This window comes from Sulfurimonas sp. NW15 (assembly GCF_051132285.1).
In the GTDB taxonomy this organism is placed as follows: Bacteria; Campylobacterota; Campylobacteria; order Campylobacterales; family Sulfurimonadaceae; genus Sulfurimonas; species Sulfurimonas hydrogeniphila.
The window spans coordinates 1,009,633-1,030,584 of the sequence record NZ_CP093237.1 but is presented as its reverse complement, the minus strand read 5'-3'; the positions used below and the strand labels follow the sequence as shown (position 1 = coordinate 1,030,584).

16 protein-coding genes are annotated in these 20,952 nt (G+C 36.0%); 6 read left to right on the top strand and 10 right to left on the bottom strand.

What is annotated here, in order from left to right; genetic code table 11:
- Positions 1-132 precede the first annotated feature (132 nt).
- Positions 133-1,353, top strand: coding sequence for an exonuclease SbcCD subunit D C-terminal domain-containing protein (locus tag MLC52_RS05200; protein ID WP_434581515.1), 1,221 nt, complete (start codon positions 133-135; stop codon positions 1,351-1,353).
- Positions 1,350-4,946 (top strand): AAA family ATPase, encoded by a 3,597-nt coding sequence (locus tag MLC52_RS05195; protein ID WP_434581514.1) that lies wholly within the window; start codon positions 1,350-1,352, stop codon positions 4,944-4,946. The genes MLC52_RS05200 and MLC52_RS05195 overlap by 4 nt, the downstream gene beginning before the upstream one ends.
- A gap of 118 nt (positions 4,947-5,064) precedes the next feature.
- On the opposite strand, the gene MLC52_RS05190 is transcribed toward MLC52_RS05195, so the two are convergent.
- On the bottom strand, positions 5,065-5,706 hold the full coding sequence (locus MLC52_RS05190) for a hypothetical protein (protein ID WP_434581513.1): 642 nt from the start codon (positions 5,704-5,706) through the stop codon (positions 5,065-5,067).
- Positions 5,707-6,109: 403 nt separating this feature from the next.
- Here MLC52_RS05190 and MLC52_RS05185 point away from each other — a divergent pair, with 403 nt between their 5' ends.
- The 3 genes from MLC52_RS05185 to MLC52_RS05175 all read left to right on the top strand — a co-directional run bounded on the left by MLC52_RS05185 (position 6,110) and on the right by MLC52_RS05175 (position 9,564).
- The gene (locus MLC52_RS05185; protein WP_434581512.1) at positions 6,110-6,412 is read left to right on the top strand and encodes a hypothetical protein; all 303 of its coding nucleotides are present in this window, start codon (positions 6,110-6,112) and stop codon (positions 6,410-6,412) included.
- Positions 6,413-6,695: 283 nt separating this feature from the next.
- Positions 6,696-6,884, top strand: a complete 189-nt coding sequence (locus MLC52_RS05180) for a hypothetical protein (protein WP_434581511.1) — start codon at positions 6,696-6,698, stop codon at positions 6,882-6,884.
- Between the two features lie 991 nt (positions 6,885-7,875).
- Positions 7,876-9,564, top strand: a complete 1,689-nt coding sequence (locus MLC52_RS05175) for a protein adenylyltransferase SelO (RefSeq protein WP_434581510.1) — start codon at positions 7,876-7,878, stop codon at positions 9,562-9,564.
- On the opposite strand, the gene MLC52_RS05170 is transcribed toward MLC52_RS05175, so the two are convergent.
- Positions 9,561-10,022 carry a hypothetical protein gene (locus MLC52_RS05170; RefSeq protein ID WP_418641325.1) on the bottom strand — a complete coding sequence of 154 codons (462 nt, stop codon included), beginning with the start codon at positions 10,020-10,022 and terminating at the stop codon, positions 9,561-9,563. The two genes, MLC52_RS05175 and MLC52_RS05170, sit on opposite strands and share 4 nt — an antisense overlap.
- Positions 10,023-10,140: 118 nt before the next feature.
- Between MLC52_RS05170 and MLC52_RS05165 the strand changes: the two genes are divergently transcribed.
- Positions 10,141-10,461, top strand: coding sequence for a hypothetical protein (locus MLC52_RS05165; protein ID WP_151900501.1), 321 nt, complete (start codon positions 10,141-10,143; stop codon positions 10,459-10,461).
- 3 nt (positions 10,462-10,464) lie between these two features.
- Here the strand turns inward: MLC52_RS05165 and MLC52_RS05160 are convergent, their stop codons facing one another.
- From MLC52_RS05160 to MLC52_RS05125, 8 genes are read right to left on the bottom strand one after another with little or no spacing between them, the layout of a single operon-like run.
- Positions 10,465-10,890: a bacteriohemerythrin gene (locus tag MLC52_RS05160; protein WP_151900502.1), complete on the bottom strand. Its 426-nt coding sequence runs from the start codon at positions 10,888-10,890 to the stop codon at positions 10,465-10,467.
- Between the two features lie 55 nt (positions 10,891-10,945).
- On the bottom strand, positions 10,946-12,025 hold the full coding sequence (locus MLC52_RS05155; RefSeq protein ID WP_346388675.1) for an ABC transporter permease: 1,080 nt from the start codon (positions 12,023-12,025) through the stop codon (positions 10,946-10,948).
- Positions 12,025-13,146 carry an ABC transporter permease gene (locus MLC52_RS05150; protein ID WP_434581509.1) on the bottom strand — a complete coding sequence of 374 codons (1,122 nt, stop codon included), beginning with the start codon at positions 13,144-13,146 and terminating at the stop codon, positions 12,025-12,027. Before MLC52_RS05150 ends, MLC52_RS05155 begins: the two co-directional genes overlap by 1 nt.
- Positions 13,143-14,765, bottom strand: coding sequence for an ATP-binding cassette domain-containing protein (locus tag MLC52_RS05145; protein WP_418641323.1), 1,623 nt, complete (start codon positions 14,763-14,765; stop codon positions 13,143-13,145). The genes MLC52_RS05150 and MLC52_RS05145 overlap by 4 nt, the downstream gene beginning before the upstream one ends.
- Positions 14,766-14,771: 6 nt before the next feature.
- Complete coding sequence (locus tag MLC52_RS05140) at positions 14,772-15,929, bottom strand: HlyD family secretion protein (RefSeq protein ID WP_434581508.1); 1,158 nt, start codon at positions 15,927-15,929, stop codon at positions 14,772-14,774.
- Positions 15,930-15,939: 10 nt separating this feature from the next.
- The gene (locus tag MLC52_RS05135) at positions 15,940-18,990 is read right to left on the bottom strand and encodes an efflux RND transporter permease subunit (RefSeq protein ID WP_434581507.1); all 3,051 of its coding nucleotides are present in this window, start codon (positions 18,988-18,990) and stop codon (positions 15,940-15,942) included.
- Positions 18,991-18,992: 2 nt separating this feature from the next.
- Positions 18,993-19,700 (bottom strand): efflux RND transporter periplasmic adaptor subunit, encoded by a 708-nt coding sequence (locus MLC52_RS05130; RefSeq protein ID WP_434581506.1) that lies wholly within the window; start codon positions 19,698-19,700, stop codon positions 18,993-18,995.
- Positions 19,697-20,935, bottom strand: coding sequence for a TolC family protein (locus tag MLC52_RS05125; protein ID WP_434581505.1), 1,239 nt, complete (start codon positions 20,933-20,935; stop codon positions 19,697-19,699). The genes MLC52_RS05130 and MLC52_RS05125 overlap by 4 nt, the downstream gene beginning before the upstream one ends.
- Between the last annotated feature and the right edge of the window lie 17 nt (positions 20,936-20,952).

Sequence of the window (20,952 nt, the reverse complement as noted above, 5' to 3'; positions counted from 1 at the left end):
TATTTTCCCTAACAGATTATTTTAGAAAAATAATAACATATTTTTTCTATTTAATCAACAATATATAGAAATTTATTGACATAATACTTCTATTTTGCTATCATTTTCTTAATAAATCTGCAGGAATATACGATGAAAAAGAAAAAACCACTTAAAATACTTCACACATCTGATTGGCATTTAGGTCAAAAATTTATGGGAAAAAGCAGAGAAGAAGAACACCAAGCATTTCTTAGCTGGCTCTTAGAAACAATAAAAAAACACAACATAGATACACTCATAATTGCAGGAGATATTTTTGATACAGGAACACCTCCAAATTATGCTCTTGAACTCTACTACACTTTCTTTAAAGATTTACAAAAAACACCTTGCACAACAACTATTGTAGTAGCAGGAAACCATGACTCCATTGCAACACTCAATGCACCCAAAGAGGTTCTTAAAATAGTTGATGTACATGTAATCTCCAGTGGAGAGGAGAGTGATGATGAACGCATTATTAAACTTTATGATAATGAGAAAAACCTTGCAGGTGTTGTGTGTGCTGTGCCATTCTTACGAGATGGAGTAATACGAAAAGGACTTGGTGGTCAATCTTATGAAGAAAAAGAGATGGCATTAGTTGTAGGGATGCAAAATTATTACAATAATATTGCTGATTTGGCACAAAATGCTCTTGATGGAAATAGAGATATACCAGTAATCACTACCGGTCATTTTACAACCGTTGGAGGAAAAGTCAGTGATTCTGAAAGAGATTTATATATTGGCAATACTATGAATATTCCAAGTGGCTTTTTAGCTGAGCGTTTTGATTATGTAGCACTTGGTCATCTGCATAAAAGTCAAAAAGTTGGTGACACTTATGAACATGTACGATATAGTGGCTCCCCTATTCCTTTGAGTTTTAGCGAGGCAAATAACCAAAAAAAAGTAACAATTATTACTTTTGAAGGAGTAAAAAGATCTATACAAGAGGTTGATATTCCTCTTTTTAGAAAGCTTTACAGACTTAAAGGATCAAAAGAAGAGATTCTTCAATCTCTTCAAAATATTGGAGATAAAGAGGGATGGGTTGAGATTGAGATTAGCGATGATGATACCTATACTGCCCTCCAAGAGATACAAACATATGCCGATGAGAACAATATTGTAATATTAGCTAAAAAAATAGCACGCTCAAGTGCTTCAGCAAAAAATATAAAAATGCAACTCGTTGATCTTGATACAATTACCCCATTTGAGATATTTCAAAAAAGATTAGAACTTGATGCAATGGATGATGCAAAATTGCGTGATAAATTGATTCAGAGATTTAAAGAGATTGAAGAGGAGATAGTTACAATATGAAAATTTTACGATTAAGATCAAAAAATATCAATTCACTTAAAGGAGAAAATGAGATAGATTTTATCTCTTTTTTAAAAGGCAACTCTTTATTTGCAATTACAGGTGAAACGGGTGCCGGAAAAACAACACTCCTTGATGTGATTAGCTGTGCACTGTATGGACGAACAGCACGACTCTCAAAAGGTGCAGAGGTTCATGAAATTGTCTCTAGAGGAACAGGCGATGCGATGTGTGAAGTGGAGTTTGAAGTCAATCAAAAACTTTACCGCTCAACTTGGACACTTCGCAGAGCAAGAGGAAAGGCTAACGGTAATTTTCAACAAGCAAAAATGGAGCTTATCTCACTTCCTGATGAAAAAATCATTGAGTCAAAAACAAGCAAAGTACCAAAAGAGGTTGAGCAGATTACAGGACTAGATTTTGAGCGTTTTTCACAATCTATGATGTTAGCTCAAGGGGGATTTGATGCATTTTTAAAGGCTGAAGAGAAAGATCGCTCTAAGCTTTTAGAAAAGATTACAGGAACTCGTATATATAGTGAAATTTCTAAAATGGTCCATGAAAAAACAAAAAGTGCAAATGAAAAAATAAACTCACTCAAAACTCAGCTTGAGAGCATAGGATGTCTATCAGAAGATGAAAGAGAAAAACTCGAAAAAGAGCTTGAAGAAAAAAACAACAAAAAGCAAGAGGAAAAAAAGAAAAAAGAGCAACTCCAAGAGGCTTACAACAAAAAGCAAGAATTAATCTCTTTACAAAAGCAGCTAGAAACATATACCAAAGAAAATGCACAAATCCAACAAGAGATAGAACAAAACAAAGATACATTTAAAAAGCTTGAACTTGCGACAAAAGCATTGCATCTAAAAAGTGAATATGAAGAAAAAAACAGATTACAAACTTCTCTTAAAGAGAGTGAAGAAAAATCAAAACAGCTTCACATAGAAATTGAGGAGCTTCAAAAAGAAAAAAATATACTTGAAACTAAAAAGAGAGAGATCACACAAAGCCATACGCAAGGAAAAACAGAGTTTGAGAGGGAGAGTAAGAAAATAGAGCAAGTAAAAGTATTACAGCAAAAACTACAAGAAATAGTTACTCAAATAGAATCAAAAACATCAGATATTGCAAAAAACGAACAAGCAATTACTGATTTAGAAGCTAAGTTACATATACTCTCTCAAAATAAACAAAAAATTGCAAATGAACTTTTAGAATCTGAAAAATTTAAAAATGAACACAACACAGATGCTGCACTCACAGCAGATATAAAAGATCTTTCTACTTTACTTGAAAATTACGAAAAAAGTTCTCAAGAAATTCTCGATATAGAACAAAGTATTGAGAATATGCAAAAAGAGCAAAAAGAGATTCAAAGTAATTTAGATCAGCAAAACAATGCATTTGAAAAATTAAAAAATAGTGTAGATTTGATAGATAAAAACTATCAAGAAGCTAATGATAAGCTTAAGGAACTTGAATCTCAAGAGGAAGACTTCACAAAATCAAGGCAAACCAACAAAGAGATACTTTTGAAGATTGAAGAGCATGCAAACGATACTAAGCTGCTAAAAATAGAAGAAAGCAACCTTCAAAAATACCAAAATGATATCAAATCTCTAAACAAAGAAATAAAGACTCTCAACGATACAATACAACTAAAAGAGGAACATCTCAAAACACTTAAAGAAAAAAAAGAGAATGAAATACTCATTCAAAAATATGAAGAGGACAGAAAAAGACTTCAAAAAGGGGAAGCATGTTATTTATGTGGATCTACAGAGCATCCTTACATTGAACACAGCCTCATATCTGCACTCTCAGATACTGAAAATAAAATTACTACACTTGAAGATGAACTCTCCCAAGAAAAACAGAAATTAAAAAACTTAGAGATGGAGCTGACTAAGATAACAACACTTGAAGAAACTTCAAATCAACAGTATCAAAAAATTAACGACAAAATAACAACACACAATGAATATTTTAAACACCACAATATTACACCTACACAAGAGAGTGAAAAAAATATCAAAAAAGAGCTTGAGGAGATAGAAAAATATTTTTTAGAGTTAGCTGATTTACGCAAAAAACAAGATGAGCTGCTTAAAGAAAAAGAGAACCAAAATAAAACTCTACATGAAAAAGAACAATACCTTAATACGCTTACAAACAACGCATCACAACTTGAAATTAATCTCAAAAACAAGCAAGAAAATCTACAAAAACAACAAAATAAACTTAATGAAGATTCTCTAAAATTAAAACAATACTGGGAAAAATATAATCTAAATTTTGATAATGACTCGCTGCAATTAGGATTAAAACAACTTATGCAGCGAAAAAAAGCCTTTGAAGACAATGAGAAACTCATTAAAGAACTCACACAACAATCTACTGACATAGATTTAAAAATCAACACAGGCACAAGTGCTATAGAGAGCAAAAAAGAGCTACTTACTCAACTTCAAAAAGAGCTAAAATCAGCTAAAACGCGAGCGCAGGCAACAAAAGAAGAGATAAAATCTGTTTTAGATGTAGAAGATGTTGAGATTTACTTTACAACACTCAAACAAAAATGGAGTACAATAGAAAAATCTTACAATAGTATAATCAATGATTACAATATAAATAATAATAATCTTGAAAATAAAAATATGTTATTGAAAGATCAAAACGAAGAGCATAAAGAGATACAAAAGAAAAATGAAGAGATAAATAAAATATTTACTCAAAAATTACAAGAGTATGATTTTAAAGATGAAACAGTACTTGTTCAAGCCCTACTTCCAGAAAAAGAACTCGAAGAGTTACAATCACTGCATAATAAAATACAGACCAAACTTACTGAAATAAAAACAAGAAAAAAAGATGCTCATGAAAAACTTACAGAACTTCAAAAAAGTGATATAACAGAAAAATCATTAGATACACTTCAAGAAGATATAAAAAAACATGAGATACTTTATAATGCCCTTCTAGAAGAGATTGGTGGAGTTAAAAACAGACTTGATACAGATACAAAAAATAGAAAAAATCACAAAGAAAAACTTAATGAACTTTCAAAACTACACAAAGATCAAGCAGTTTGGGATAAATTAAATGAATTTATAGGCTCTGCTGATGGAGCAAAATTCGCAAAATTTGCCCAAGGAATTACACTTGATAACCTTGTATATATCGCAAATAAACATTTGGTTTCACTCTCTGATAGGTACTCTATCGTACGATTACAAAAAGAAGCACAACAGCTACAAATTGCAATAATTGACAGGTATCAAGGTGATGAAATACGCCCCTCTAACACACTCTCTGGTGGAGAAAGTTTTTTAGTAAGTCTTTCACTTGCACTTGGATTATCAGAACTTGCAAGTCAAAAAATATCAATTGATTCACTATTTCTTGATGAAGGTTTTGGGACACTTGATACTGAAACACTTGACGTTGCACTTAATGCCCTTAATATGCTTGAAAGTCAAGGAAAAATGATTGGGGTTATATCTCATGTTGAAACTATGAAAGAAAGGATACCATTACAAATCAGAATTCAAAAAAATGGAGGAGGTGAAAGTTGTATAGAAATTATTTCTTAAATAGTTAAAAAAACAGCCTGTTGGAGCATGAGGTTTATAGCATTTTAGTATGCAGTTCCGGGTCTTGAAAGTGATTAATTATATCTAATATTGAGACTTTAAAAGAGAGAACAAAAATTTAAAAAACAATATTTAATTTTTTTAAAATAGTGTCTACAGAATTTGACATTCTGGCAAATGATGGTAAGTCTTCATATTTTTTAAAAAGTTTATTTATTTCATTTAATTTTTCATCATCATTTAGTTTAGAAAAATTTGAATTTGAAAAAATATAAATGCCAATTATATGGTATATTGATTCCAATTTATCTTTTGCATCATCTTTTTCATTATATAAAGCAATTAAATTATCTGGCAAAACATTACTTAAAAAAAGCAACATGTTTTTATCCCAATTTTTAAAAACAATTTTTGAAGCCTTGTAAATAATTGAAGTCTTTATAATTAACTCCTTATCTGAAACTTTTCTATTAAGATTAAAATAATTAAAAAAAGTTAGAAATAATTGTTGAAAATCAACAATGTAAAAATAAGATGAAAATAGTGATGGGTCAACTTTAGACTTATTAAAAATAGAACTTTTTAGTTCGGCTAAAAATGAAAAATAAAAAACAATAAAATAGCTGTTAGCTTGGGATAAGGAGTAATTTGAAGTATACTCAGAAAAATTATTCAAATAATCTATTTTTTTACTTTCATAAATTTCATCCAAAAAATCAAGTGATTTATTAATTTTGGAAATCTCCCCTCTATTTAGCAATTCTTCAAGATCTTTGATATCAAATTTTTGTAGAAATTTGACAATCTTAACATCTTCCTTAACATATTTATAATACGTACTTAGCCCAATTTTTAATATTTTTGAAATAATTTGAGGTTTATTAATGATAATTCCTTTTATAAAATATATTGAAGTATATCAAATTTAAGATTAAAATAATTACATATAATATAGAAATATTTTTACAATAAAAGAAAAAAATAAAGAAAAAATATATTAATATGTATTTTATAAGAAAAGTTTAAGTGTATCTACTATAAGATATTAAAAGTTAATTATTTGCTAATTAATAAAATACAATATACTAAAAGAGAAATATAAGTAAAAATGGGAAAAAAATTTATAGTGAAAACATATGTTTTCGTAAATAAGAAGTGTAAATATGTCTGAGAAAGCTAAACTCGACTTAATCCTAGATGTTGTACTTGATTTAAAATTAGAGCTTGAACTTTTTAAACCAGATCTTACAATCGAAAAAGAAGTTATACATTTTCTTGCTATTGATAGACGTACATTTAAAAAGTACCTTTCTGATGGTCGCCTGATCGAGGGAATTCACTTTTTTAACGAAAATAATAAAAAAATTTATGTTCCGTCTGAAATAATCAAATTTAAAAAAGGTGGTTGTCGTCCACCTGTAACCAATCCTAAAGCTCAAGCAGTTTTAAAAAAGTTTGGGCTTTAAATTATTCAAATATTTGCCAATTTTTTGGGATATATTTGAGTAATTTTCAAGGAACACTTGGTATCTGTTCCTCACTCAATCACTTTTCATTGTTCAAAAAACCGATAGGCGTATTATCAAGCGTCTGATGAAGTAGATATATCATTTATGAGTAATATCATAGTTAAAAGGCATAATGAGTACCTGATATATTGAAAAAAGAGTAGAAATTGATACAGTTGCGGCTGGTTCTCACAGGGAAACTAAAAGAGGAATCGACTACACGCAGATAGTGGCGCTGTGGATGATACTATGCTCTCATCACCTTCTCATACCTGACCTAAACCAAAAACTCTCACATATTTGGCATGGAACAAACTGTACAGCACAACCGACAGCTGGGTATGCTCTTGCTGAGCGTGTAAAAGGCGAAGAGACGAATCGACCGACCGATCGAAACGACGGAATTATAACATATTTTATGATGTCTTAAAATCAAGAACGCAGAGGTCTGCCTGATTTTTTGCGACTCTATATGCCCTTCAACAGTTCCTTTCTCCCGCCTCACTCCGGAATTTTTGTTTAAAAGAAAAATTAAAACCGCTTAACATCATTAAGAACATGGCAAATTGTAAACAACCTGCTCTTCAAGCTTCCAATTCAAGTTGCAATATTCTTCTTCCCAAGAGATACAAAAGACTTTAATTTCAACTATTAGGATAGAGTATATCCAAGCACTAGGGCTATATCCAATCTTTTACCAAGTGCAGATATAGCTGATTTTAATGTTTGTGATGTCATTAAATGGGTTTTGAGGATTCAATAGTCTGTCAACAACTGCCCTACTTGTATTCATCATTTTAGCCATTTTTGTTTTTATTATATTTTGTGCTTTCATTTCTTGTTCAACAGTAAAAATAACCCTTGCTATCCTTTTGTCGGATATACTACTTCTAACTACGATATAGTTTACTATCAAGCCTTCTGCATACAGACATACCAATTAGGAAAAGCATATTCTACTGTCTTTATATCATCACTCACTATTTTCTAGCTTCTTTGCTTGCACTCATTAAACATTCTCGCAATAGTGAAATAATTTTTTTATAGTCATACTGTATCAAAAAATATATATTTTATCAAGAAGTATAAATAGTAATTCACCTAGACATTATGTGCCAGATTTGTGCCAAATAATGCTTAAAAACGCTACATTTTAAGCTATTTTTATTAGTTTTAAAGTCCTAAAAATCCTTAAATATGCCTATAGATAGGAGTTTTACATAAAACATAAGGATAATCGTAATAGACTCGTATTTTCACTCAATATTCCTTCATATATGGCTAAAAAATCTCTAAAATCAGTGTTCATATTGTACTCAAAACATACACTGTTTATTATTAGAAAAGAATAGTTTTAATAATTTATCTCTTACAAAGCTATTTGGGATATAAAATATTATATTTTAAATGAAGGACAATATATGCAAGATATAAAAACACTCAATGATCTGGCACAGTTAGCTGAGTATTCTCTAATGGACAGACTTAATCCTGATCCAAATGCTACAGCAGACGGTGCAGATCATGCACCAAGACAGGTATTCAGCGGGCACTATGTTCCTGTAAAACCTACTCCTATAGAAAATCCTGTTTACATTGCGCACAGCAAAACCTTCTTTAAGGAACTTGGACTGCATGATGACTTGGCTACATCTGAGGATTTTATACGCATGTTTTCGGGTGATACTTCACATCTAAAAGAGCCTTTGCGTCGTACCGGTTGGGCAACGGGGTATGCCCTTTCCATCTACGGTACGGAGTATTATGAACAGTGTCCTTTTAAAACAGGAAACGGGTATGGTGACGGACGCGCAATATCTGTTTTTGAAGGGGTCATAAATGGCAAACGCTGGGAAATGCAGCTCAAAGGCGGAGGGAGAACCCCTTACTGCCGTGGAGCTGACGGTCGTGCGGTACTGCGTTCAAGTGTTAGAGAATTTTTGGCACAAGAACACATGTATGCCCTCGGTGTTCCCACATCACGCTCTTTAAGTTTATATATGTCAAAAACCCAAACAGTAAGACGGCCCTGGTTTATGAACGGTTCTTATTCAAGGGATCCGGAAGTCATGATAGAAGAAAATGTTGCCATCACAACACGTGTTGCCCCCTCTTTTCTTCGTGTGGGTCAACTTGAACTTTTCGCCCGACGGGCACGTAAAAGTGAACATCCAAAGGCGATGGAGGAACTTGAGATGCTTGTCTTGCACCTGATTGAAAGAGAATACAGTGATGTAATAGATAAAAATTTACCTCTGGAAGAAAAAACAGTGCTGCTTGCCCGTGAATTTCGCTCCCGCCTTACTTCACTTGTAGTAAACTGGATTCGTGTCGGATACTGTCAGGGAAACTTCAATGGTGACAACTGTGCTGCAGGCGGTTTTACCCTTGATTACGGTCCGTTTGGATTTATAGACATGTTTGATCCAAGCTATCAACCCTGGACGGGTGGCGGAGCACACTTTTCATTTTTGAATCAACCTCAGGCCGGGGAACAAAATTTCAAAATGTTTTGTAAGGCACTTCAGCCTTTGCTCAAGGCAGATGAAAAGCAGAGTAAACAATTGGATGAAATTATGAACGGTTTTTCCAAAGTCATGCAGACTAAAATGATACAGATGTGGACTGCCAAACTGGGTCTAAAAACCTTTGACGCAGCCTTGTTTAACGAACTGATAACACTGATGATGGAGACTTCGGTCGATTATACCCTCTTTTTTCGTGAACTCTCTGACATACCTGATAATATTTCCGCAATTGCGAAAAGCTTTTACGGTGACTCTCTATATGATCAAAAGATTATAAAAAGCTGGACCGAGTGGTTGGAAAAATGGAAAGCAAACATTAACATTGATACTCCGGAGTCCCGCAAAAAACTCTCAAAAGAGATGAAACAAACCAATCCGAAATATATTCTCCGTGAATGGTTCCTAGTTCCGGCATACAAAAAGGCCCAGGAGGGAGATTATTCACTTATAAAAGAGCTGCAGGAAGTGATGAATGATCCCTACAGTGAACAGTCATCGGAGACAGAAGACAAATACTACAGAGAGAAGCCTGCTGAACTGTTTGATGTCGCAGGAATATCTCATGTAAGCTGTTCTTCCTAAAACTGCATCTCCACTTCTTTTTCTTTGAGTTTTTGAATGTAGAGCAGAGCATTTGTAAAGGCATACTGGTCTACTTCCTCTATGCCTGCTTCTTCACATTCTACCAAGTAATCAAAACCGTCGAGTTCAGTGTTTTGCACTTTTTTCAAATGTATTACATAGAGTAACAAGTCGGCTAAATCACTTATAGGGATTATCTCTCTGTAGTTTTTGCTGCACGCACTTATATAATCGTCGCATATGCTTTCATTTGACATTAAAAGTATCCAGAGAATAATTTTATCTACCTTTTTTGGTGCATTCGCCCGAGCTGAAAAATCTTCATAAAGTGCTTTATTTTTGGCTATCTCATCAAGCTGTTCATGAACCTGTGCTGTTAAAAAATCAACTCTTTCATCTGTCAGTTTTTCATTTTTATAGCCATCTAATACTGATTCTGCAATTTGGTATGTGTGCATTGTTTTCTCTTTTCTCTTTTTTATTTTAAAGTCAAATTATACCATTCAAACAAAATATTTTTCTTGAATTTTTTGGCTATAATCGACCAAAAGAAACATTTTAAGAATAGGAGTAACAATGTATCCAAATAAAAAATTAAGAACAGGCTTTTGTATGAAAATTGAGGGTGTTTTGCTGAATCGTCCGGACTTGCATAATATTGCGGCAGAATTAGGGGTAAACCCAGGTGATGTACTTACAAAAAATCAAATCCTTACGATTTACAATACTTCTGAAACATGCCAGGAAATTATAAAGGATAACGCATTGGCAACATTTGTCGCAATGGCTCTTGATATTTCGCCCCAAAACATCACTGATATCAAAGAGGTTGTAGAAGAACCTGTAAAAATTGAATTTGATCTGAGTGATTTTGAAGACGACGAGGATGATGAATAGGTTTTACAAACCTTTCATCTTTTTTGCAAGATAATTTGCAGTCGGGTAATCCACTGTGTTTACATGTAAGACTATCCATTCGGGTGCTCTGCGGATAAAATCAGTAATTTTTGAAACCTTTTTATAGTTTTTCCAATTTTTAAGAGCCATATTCAATTCTTCCAAAAACATGTCATGTGCAGTCTTGTGCATGTCATAGGAAGGAAAACTATACTCTTGCATCAGACGTTCTTCGTTTGCAAAGTGTTCATGAACATGCTTTACATACTCCTCGATTTTTGCTTCAAGTTCTTCGAGTGTCGCTTCCCCCCGATCGTAAGAGATCGCAAGATTATCTATTGCATTTAAAATTTTAATCTCATTTTCATGAGTTTTTTGCATCTCCTCCACATCCATATCTTCAACCTGCTCAATATATACCAATGCCATAAAAAATCCCTCTTTTTCTTTTATTATAGTAAAAAATTCAAAACAGAGCCTTAATTTAAAACAATTTTCCGATTTTTTTAAAACCGTACCAATACAACAGCGTTCCAAGAAGAAGAACTCCGCTAAAATATGGCCACAAATCTATAAACTCCGTTCCTCTGAAAAAGATGCTCTCTGTTGCTTCTATGTAGTAGCGAAGCGGTGAAAACAAAGAGAGTGTCTGAAATACCGGGTGCATAGCATAAACAGGGGTCCATGCACCACTGAGAAAAATCAACGGCATCATAATAATAATAGAAAGCTGTGCCACCTGCATCACATTTTTGGACACAGCCGCTACAAAGAGTCCTATGCCGGCACTCGAAACAGAATACAAAAATGTCAGGAGCATAAATGCCCAAAATGAACCGTTAAGCGGTACATCAAACTGGCCAAAAAGCACAAATCCCAAAGAGAGAACAACACCTGCCATGACAATGAGTACCTGAGAAAAACTTTTTGCCAAAATAATGATTTTGGGATTTATCGGAGTAAGCAGCATAATATCCCAGGTACCGTCCTCTTTTTCTTTGACAAAAACAATGGCCGTCAAAATGACTATCAACAGGGTTATAATTGAAAGCAGTTCTGTCAGTGCCATAAAACTGTGATTGTCAGCATTTTGATTAAAAAGTTTATGTGACTTTAATTCAAGCGGAAAGTTTACAGATTGAAAGTCAAATACAATATTTTGCAGATACATAAATGTCGTGAGACTTTGCGATGCTGCAGTAGCATCGAGCAAAAGATTGATCTGTGCTTTTTTCCCGCTCTTGTAGTTCTTTTCAAAATCAGAGTCAAAGAGTATTCCGACCATAACTTCTTTGTTAAAAATAGCATTGGAGAGTGCTTTTTGCGAAAGAAAGGCAACCGGTGGTTTAAACTCCGGTTGATGCAACCGTGCAAGTATTTTTTGGCTTACTCCCCCTCCTGTTTTGTCAACATATCCGACAACAACATTGCGCGGTTTTATCTGTATGCCGGAACCGGCTATGTAAACATCGAGTGTAAACGAATAAAGTACAACAGCCACTAATCCTATAGAGCGTAAAAAACTCAGCAGTTCTTTGGAGACAATCATCGCAAATATTCGCATTATCTCATCTCCTTTTTCAACAATAAGGTGCCGACAGTAAAAAGTCCCACAACAAACCCGACAAGTATCAGCAGATACATGATAATTTTTTCAGACGCCAAACCCTGTCCTATCAAAAATGTATCATAAAGAATATGCGTATAATACATCACCGGAAACATGTGCGCTTCAATATATGACTCGCCACTCATGGAAGATATCGGCATCAGCATACCAGAGTATAAAAATCCGGGAATTATGGTAATAATAATTGTCAAAACAACGGCAACAATTTGTCTGCTTGTAATGATAGAAATAAGCATACCGATAGAGAGACTGATAAGAATATAAAGTTCACTGCTGAGCCAGTAGAGCATAAAACTTCCCCGAAAAGGAACATCAAACAGATAAACTGCAAGCAAAAAAAGTATAAAAATATTCACAGAATGCAGTAAAAAAGCAGGAAAAAGTTTTGCAAGAAGGAACTCTCCTTTACTCAAAGGCGAAGCATAAAAATTAAAAATGGTCCCTCGCTCTTTCTCTTTTACTATAAGAAGTGCTGCCAAAATTGCAGGAGCCACCAAAAGCACAAGCCCTATGAGTCCTGGAACTATGGCATCTTCATCCCGCATTGCCTGATTGAAAAGCGTACGCTGATTTAACACTATAAGCCCTTTTGCAGACAAACCGCTTCTTTGTGCCACTTCGCTTACCCCGTCAAGCACACTCCCCTTGATATACCCCTCAATAGTAGTAGCCCTTGTCGGAAAAGAGGCATCCACAAAAACACCGATCTCACTCTTTTGTCCGTGTAAAAGTTGTTTTTCAAAAGAAGAGGGAATGATTAAAACTGCATCGGTTTTAGCCTGTTTTATAGAGCGCAGTGCCTCTTTTTCACTTACATGTAACACCTTTGCATTAAAGTATTTGCTATGTTCAAATTTTGAAATCAGCATTTGTGAAAATTTGCTCTGGTCATTATCAATAATCAAAATTCTTGCATGCGTTACATCCATACGGATTCCATAGCCAAAAAGCAGTACAATCATACTCGGCATCAAATATACCATCACAATCAGACGCGTTCTGTAAAGCTCCATAAATTCTTTCAATATATAGGCTTTAATGGTTATTAGTTTCATTCTCTATCCTTATAATATGTCAAGAAAATATCTTCAAAATTCTTTGCATCGGGATGTGTTTTATAAAAATTTTCTATGGTATCGTCTGCAATCTTTTTTCCCTGTTTGAGGAGTACCACTCGATCACAGTACTCCGCCTCGCTCATATAGTGTGTGGTTATCAAAATAGATATATGCCACTGCTCTTTAAGCTTTTTAAGTATCTCCCAAAATTGTGCTCTTGCAATGGTATCCACGCCGCTTGTAGGCTCATCCAAAAACAGCACAAGCGGTTCGTGCAAAAGTGCCGCAGCTATGGAAAAACGCTGGTTGACACCCAGAGGAAGCGCAGTTGGCAATTCATCCATATACTCTTTAAAGCCGAGTTCATTGGCATACTGCTCTATTCTTTTCAAGGCAGTCTTGAGAGGAATCTGATGCATATTGGCAAAATAAATCAGATTTTCTCTTACAGTCATGTCATTGTAGAGTGCAAAATGCTGACTTACATAGCCGATTTTGGACTTGAGCGTTTGACGATCATCTCCGCTGCGGATGACTTTTTCAAGCAGGGTAAGTGTGCCCTCGTCTATCGGATACAGACCCAAAAGCATTTTGATAAATGTGGTTTTTCCTGCGCCGTTTGCACCCAAAAGACCCAGAATTTCACCCCGTTTGAGTTCTATGTCTACATGGTCATTTGCCGTAAAACTGCCAAATCTTTTTGTAATGCCATATGCCTGCATCACAACAGGCGGTATTGCAATTTCTTTGTCTCGTTTTGCTATGACGACCTTAGGCAGGAGCTTTTTCTTTTGCAGCGCGTTCACAAAAAAGAGTCCCTCCAGAGTAGGTTCTGCCTGCTTTACATGTAAAGGCTGCAGCGAATATGTTCGCTTGTTAAAACCAAGGCACTCTTCTTTACATGTAACCTCTTCATAAACATACGGACGGATAGAGTCTATAAGCTCTTCATTTGTTCCGCTGGCAATGATTTCTCCTTCGTCAAAAAGAAAAATTTTGTCCATTTTGGAGGCTTCTTGCATATAAGCGGTGCTCACTAAAATTACTGTTCCTTCTTCTTTGCGTATGCTGTCCAAAATCTCCCACAGTTCCAAACGGCTCAAAGGATCCACTCCGGTTGTCGGTTCATCCAGAATAAGAAGTTTCGGACGGTGCAGCAGTGTGCAGATAAGTGAGAGTTTTTGCATCATCCCGCCACTGAGTTTACCGGCTTCTCTCTCAACAAAAGCACTCAGTCCTGCCATATGCAGCAGTTTTTCTCTATATGCAAGAAATTGTTCATCTTTTGCAACATTGCGAATATCGGCAAAAAACTCCAAATGCTCCCCTACTGTCAGAGTATCATAAAGAACAAGCCCTATTCCCTGTGGCATCAATCCGATAAAAGGTTTTACTTTTTCTGCCTCTTTGGGTGAATGGTACGCGATACCATCATAAACAATCTCACCCTCAAAACGGATAACACCGGCTACAGCATGCATAAGGGAGCTTTTACCTGCACCGTCTGCTCCTATAAAACCGATAATCTCTCCACTCTCTGCTGTGAGCGAGGCATTGTCTATGCCTGTTCTTTTTTTGTAAGAGACCCGGATATTTTTTACTTCAAGAAGAGACATCTTGTTTTAGAGTACCGGAATGTCATTGAGTGAATTTGGCAGACCTTTGCCATCAAGTGACACAACTCCCACAGCCGGTATACCGAGTTTTAACAAAGGGTCAATTGCCAGTGGTTTGAGGTGTACGGCAAACACTCTTTGAATTCTGTCTGAACGCACACTGACCTCTTTGGGCGTAAATTCCGCTTTTTGGGCAATACGCACTACTTTTGCCTGTATCGGATGATTTGGATAGGCATCAAGAAATATTACCGCTTTGTCACCCAGTTTTATTTTTCCGTTTTGCAGTGTGTCGACAAATATTTTCAGATACAACGAGTGAGGATCCAAAAGTGTGGCTACCGGCATACCAGGAGCTATTACCTCTCCCTCGTTGGCGATTTTTTCTACCGTAATTCCATCAACAGGTGAAACAAGTGTCATCTCCTGAATCATCGCTTCTATCTGTGCTTTGGATGCTTTGAGGGCTTCAATACCATCTTGCAGGGCCTGAATATTTGCGGCAATGGCAAAAAGTTTTTTCTGTGATGCCTGCGCATCCAAAAGTGCAATACGAGCCAGAGTTACTGCTGATTTTATTTTTTTCAGCTGTTGCTGCAGTGCGGAAAGCTTTTTGTTTTCTGTATCCATTTTGAGTTGTGCAAGTTCCAGTTTGTGCTTGTCAATACTTTTGTTTTTATACAATCGTTGAGAGCGTTTGAAATCTCTTTTTGCCTGGGCAACGACATCTTTTTGTATCAAAATATTTTTTTCAAATACCTGTTGCGAGGCTTGGGCTGAGACAAGCTGTGCTTTTGCTTTTTTCTCCAAAAGCGGAATTGTTTTCTGTGCAATTTTTTCTTCAATTTTTTGTGCTGCGAGTTGCTGTTTTTTTGCCTGAATCTGTGCATCAAGCCCTGCTTTTTGTGCTGCAAGTTCTTTGCTCTTCAAGACACCCACAACCATTCCTTTGCTCACAGGTACACCGTCATCAACAGATATTTTTTCCAGCCTTCCTGCATATTTTGCATTGAGATTTACCAGATCACCGTCCATGCGGCCTGTCCCTTCAACCAAATTTGCAGGAAGTGTTTTTGGATGCAGTTTTTTATAGATCATTCCGCCTGCTGTAACCAATAAAACAGCTATCACAACACCCAACCAATATTTTTTCAGAACCTGCATAATCTACTCCTTATTCAGTATCACTCTGTATTTTTTTCTCATACCACTTTCGAAGCCACGCATCAATCGGATTTATCATTTTATAAATTACAGGCACAACAAGCAATGTTAGCACCATTGAACTTAAAAGACCGCCTATGATGGCTATTGCCATCGGTGCTTTTGTTTCACTTCCCAAAGAGTTGCTCAGTGCCAAAGGAAGCATCGCAAATATCATCGCAATTGTTGTCATCAAAATCGGGCGCAGTCTTTTTTCTCCCGCTTCAAGCAGTGCTGCATTGGCATCTTTTCCCCGTGCTACTGCTTCATTGGCAAAATCAACAAGAAGTACGGCATTTTTACCGACCATCCCCATAAGCAGCATAAAGCCTATCATCACAAAAAGACTGAAATGCAAATGTGTCAGATACAAAGCCAGCATAACCCCGATAATACTCAGTGGCAATGCCATCATAATGATAACAGGCTGAATAAGCGACTCATACAAAATCGCCAGGATGATAAACATTAAAATTACAGACAAACCAAGAGCCACACCAAAGGCTTTGGCTGTTTTTTCCATCTCTTCGGCAAAGCCTGTAAATTTATAGTTTACACCCGGTGGCAGCAATGTGTCTATTTTTGCACGTGTATACTTGACAGCGCCGCCCAGATCAAGCCCAAACAGATCAGAATAGATAGTCACCTGTCTTTGTCTGTTATAGTGATAAATAGAAGCCAGAGACCTTGCCTTGTCAAATGTGACAAGACCGTCAAGAAAAACCAACTTTCCGTTTTTGGCTCTGAGTTGGATTTTTTTGAGATCATCTATGCTTACACGGTCCTTGTCAGGCAGTCGCAGGGTAATTTTGTACTGTTTTCCGTTTTGCTCAAAATAGGAAATTTCCAAATCACTTGAAAAGGCAATGGAGACAGCCTTTGCTATCTGTGCTGCACTAATCCCCATTCTGTTGGCATTTTCACGTACTATATTGATGTCAATCTGCGGTTTGCCTTCATCAAGATTACTGTCAATATCAACAAAGCCTTTTTTCTTCGCCAGATACTCCATCAGGTTTTTTCTCGCCACATCAAGGTCAGCAAAAGAATCCGATGTCAGTACAATTTGATACGGTACACTCACCCCGGCACCTTTGATGTTTGGAATTGCCGCTGCTGTAATAAACATCTCTTTGGAAAAGGGTTTGAGCTTTTGTCGAAATTCCTGAATAATCTCTTCTTGATTCTTTTTTCTGCTGCCTTTAGGCGTAAGTTTGACATAAATGAGCGCTTTGTTTTTCTCGTGTACACTGTTATAGCCTACACTCAAGGTTGTAAAAACAACATTTTTGTCAGCTCTGATTAAATTTTCAATCACTTTGGACTCCCGTATCATTTCATCCAAACTGATGCCCGCATCGGCTCTGAGTTTTACTTCAAACTCTGCTTTATCCTCTTTTGGCAGAAAATCCATACCGATTTTCGGAAAGAGAGAAAGCGAGGCAACAAACACCCCAAGAACAAAAACAAGTGTAAAAAATTTAAAACGAAGCACAAAACTCAGTGTTGCAGCATATAATTTGTCTATACGCTGAAAAATCGGTTCTGTAATATTGTAAAACCTGCTCTCTCCTTTATGCAATACTCTTGCACTCAGACTCGGCATAAAACTCATCGCAACCGTATAGGAAATAATTACCGCAAAACCTACCGTCATCGCAAAACTTTCAAAGAATTTTCCGACAATTCCGCTCATATGCGCAACCGGAAGAAAAACAGCAAGCAACATTGCCGAAATCGCAAGAATAGCAAATGCCATCTCTTTCACACCATAGAGTGCCGCTTCAAACTTGCCCATGCCTGCTTCCATCTTTTTGTAGATATTCTCCAACACAACAATGGCATCATCTATGATAATCCCGATAGCAAGCGTTAAACCGATGAGTGTCATTTTATTCAGGTTATACCCCATCAGATTCATTAAAGCAATCGTACCCAGGATAGAGATTGGAATAGAGAGTGCCGAAACCAGCGTAATAGTAAAGTTTCTCAAAAAACCGAAGATGATAATAACTGCCAAAACTGCACCGTAAATAAGGTCAAATTTCACATCTTCAAGTGAGTGAATGATGAAAGGCGTTGTATCCTGGAGCAGTTCTACACCATATTTTTCGCCAGCCATTGTTTTTAACTGCGGCACGGCTTCTTTGACGCGTTTTACTATATCTATCGTATTTGTTCCTGAAATTTTTTGCACTTCAAGCATAACACCCGGTATACCGTTGTATGACGAGTAGCTTTTTGCATCGCTCAAAGAGTCTGTTACCGTTGCCAGATCTTTGAGCCTTAAATCATCTTTTATTATAATGTCTTGAAGTTGCTTCACACTCAGAGCATCCGCTTTTGTTTTTAAGATAATCTCTTTTGTTTTGGTGATAAGCTTTCCGCCACCGATTTTGACATTTTCTTCGGCAATAATATCATTCAACTCTTTGATTGTAATGCCAAACTTGTTGAGTTTATAAATATCTGGGAAAATTTTTATCTCTCTGTCTTTGTAACCGATGATATTTATAGCACCGACACCGTTGATCTTTTGAATAGCCGGTTTTACTTTCTCATCGGCAAATACCATCAGGTTTTGCAAGGTATCTTTTTTTGCTGTTAAAAAAACATTGATAACAGGAGCCCCGCCGATATCGAGTTTACTGACAAGTGGCGTTTGTGCATCTTTTGGCAAGATAACAGCTGAGACTTTGTCTCGTACATCATTGGTCGCTTCATCAATATTGCGTTCCAGGAAGAATTTCACCATAACAACAGATGCGCCGTCACTGCTTGTGGATGTGATGCTGTCCACTCCGCCTATACGGGAGATGGCTTCTTCTATTTTTTCTGTGACCTGTGATTCTATCGTATCTGCTTCAACACCCGGATAGATTGTTTTGACTGTCACTATAGGAAAATCAACATTCGGATAGAGTGCCGAGGGCATGCTTTTAAAACTCATATAGCCAAAAATCACCAATGTAATGACATACATCAGTGTTGCAATTGGTCTGTTAATCGCTAATTTGTACATCGTTATTTTCCGTCAACCAGTATCATACCGTCACCAAAAAGCCCGACTGTAAAATCTTTTGCCTCTACTTCCGCTTTTATCTTTCTGTTGTCAAAATTTGCATACGGATAGACTTTAGAGATAACACCTGTGTATGTCTTGCTGTCTCCGTCTATCTTATACTCAAAGGTTTGTCCGACTTTTACAATATCATGATATTTTTGATCAAATTCCAATATCAGCTTTCTTGCATGAATACTTTGTATTTTAAAAACAGTTTTAAGCATCAAACCGCTTACAGCATCGCCTACTTCTATGCTTTTGTCATAAATGACACCTGCAAAGGGTGCTTTTAAAATAGTTTTTTCATACAAAGCCTGCTGATAGGCAACCGATGCTTTGGCATTTTCATAATTGCTGAGTATTTTGTCATATTTGCTTGCATCTATAAGCTTTTTGATTTTTTCCTGTCTTTTGAGTTCTCTTGAAGCAAACTTAAAAACTATTTGTGTTTTTTCAAGCATTGCTTTTATATCTTTGTTTCCCAGTTTTGCCAGTATTTGGTTTTGGCTCACTATAGAGCCGATATCGACATTGACTTTTTCTACAATTCCGCTCGCAGTGAAAGCCAGATTGGCACTTTTTTGTGCTGTCACATCAAATGTTGCATAAATCTTTTGCGCATAAGAGAGACTCACCAGGGTGATTAAAGCTATAAATATTTTTTTCATTTAACAAACTCCTCTAAATTTTTATTGTTGTAATAGTAATAAATGCCATAGGCTATTTCCAAATCATTGCGTGCTTTTTCATACCTTGCTTTTGCCTCTGTTTTTGCCGAGAGCGCATCAAGATAGACGACATTGTCCACTATGCCTGCATTGTATTTTTCTGTGATAGTTTTTAAAGCACTTTTTGCCGCTTTGAGTGCACTTTTTGAACTTTTAATGTTGAGTTTGGCTGTATGAATTCTCTCCTGTGCCAACTCTTGCTGCATCTGTTGCTCTTTTGATTTGTAAATAATCTGTTGATTCAGTGCATCAGCCTGCAGTTTGAGTGCCTCTTTTTGCTCTTTGAGTGTTCCAAAATCAAAAAGTCTCAAGCCGACTGTAGCCATCAGCTCATTTTGTTTGTCAAGGTAGGCAATGGGAACTCCCCCAAAAGTCGGCTTATTTTGATACCCATAAAACGAATAGGTATCTTCTATACGCAGAGTAGGATAATAATAGCTCGCAACCGTTTCGCCTAAATTTTGCAATGCTGCTTTTTTGTACCTGAGTGATTGGATACTGTCAAGGAGTTCTTCATTTTGTGCTGCTCTTTTGTCAAACTGCGAATTTTCCAAAGTGTTTATTTTTTTTCCGACTTTGAGTTCAAGTGCTTTATGCAGCGCTGTAATTTGAAATTTTGTAGATTCTATTGCATACAAAGTACTGTCGTATGCAGATTGGAGTCTGTCCACATCATCACTTGTAGCAAGATCAGCTTCATAAAAATGTCGCACTCTTTCAAGTTGTGCTTTGACTGCTTTGGAAGCTTCTATCGTTGCACCCAAAGAGGCCTGCAGACTTTTGAGATTATAATAATCCTCTGTTATGGCAAGAAGTGTCAATTTTTTTGTCTCTTTATAACTGAAAGAAGCAGATTTTCTTTCATTCTCTTTTTGTTTTTTTGTATTTGATTTCTTTCCGCCGTCATATATGTCAAACCCGATTTTCGTCCTTGCTCCGTATGTTGTTCCCGGGAAAAAAGGACTCGGTTTATCATCTCTTTTATAAAAAGCACTCACATCTACCGTAGGGAAGTAATTGCTTGCGGCACTTTGTACCTCTTTTGCTTTTGCATGTACTGCTATTTTGGAGGCATTGACAAGATTGTTATTTTCTTTTGCAAATTCCAAAAGTGATTTCAGGTCATCTCCAAACAAAAGAGCAGGGACAACAGTGAGTAAAAGTAGTTTTTTCATAATCATTTCTCCATTAA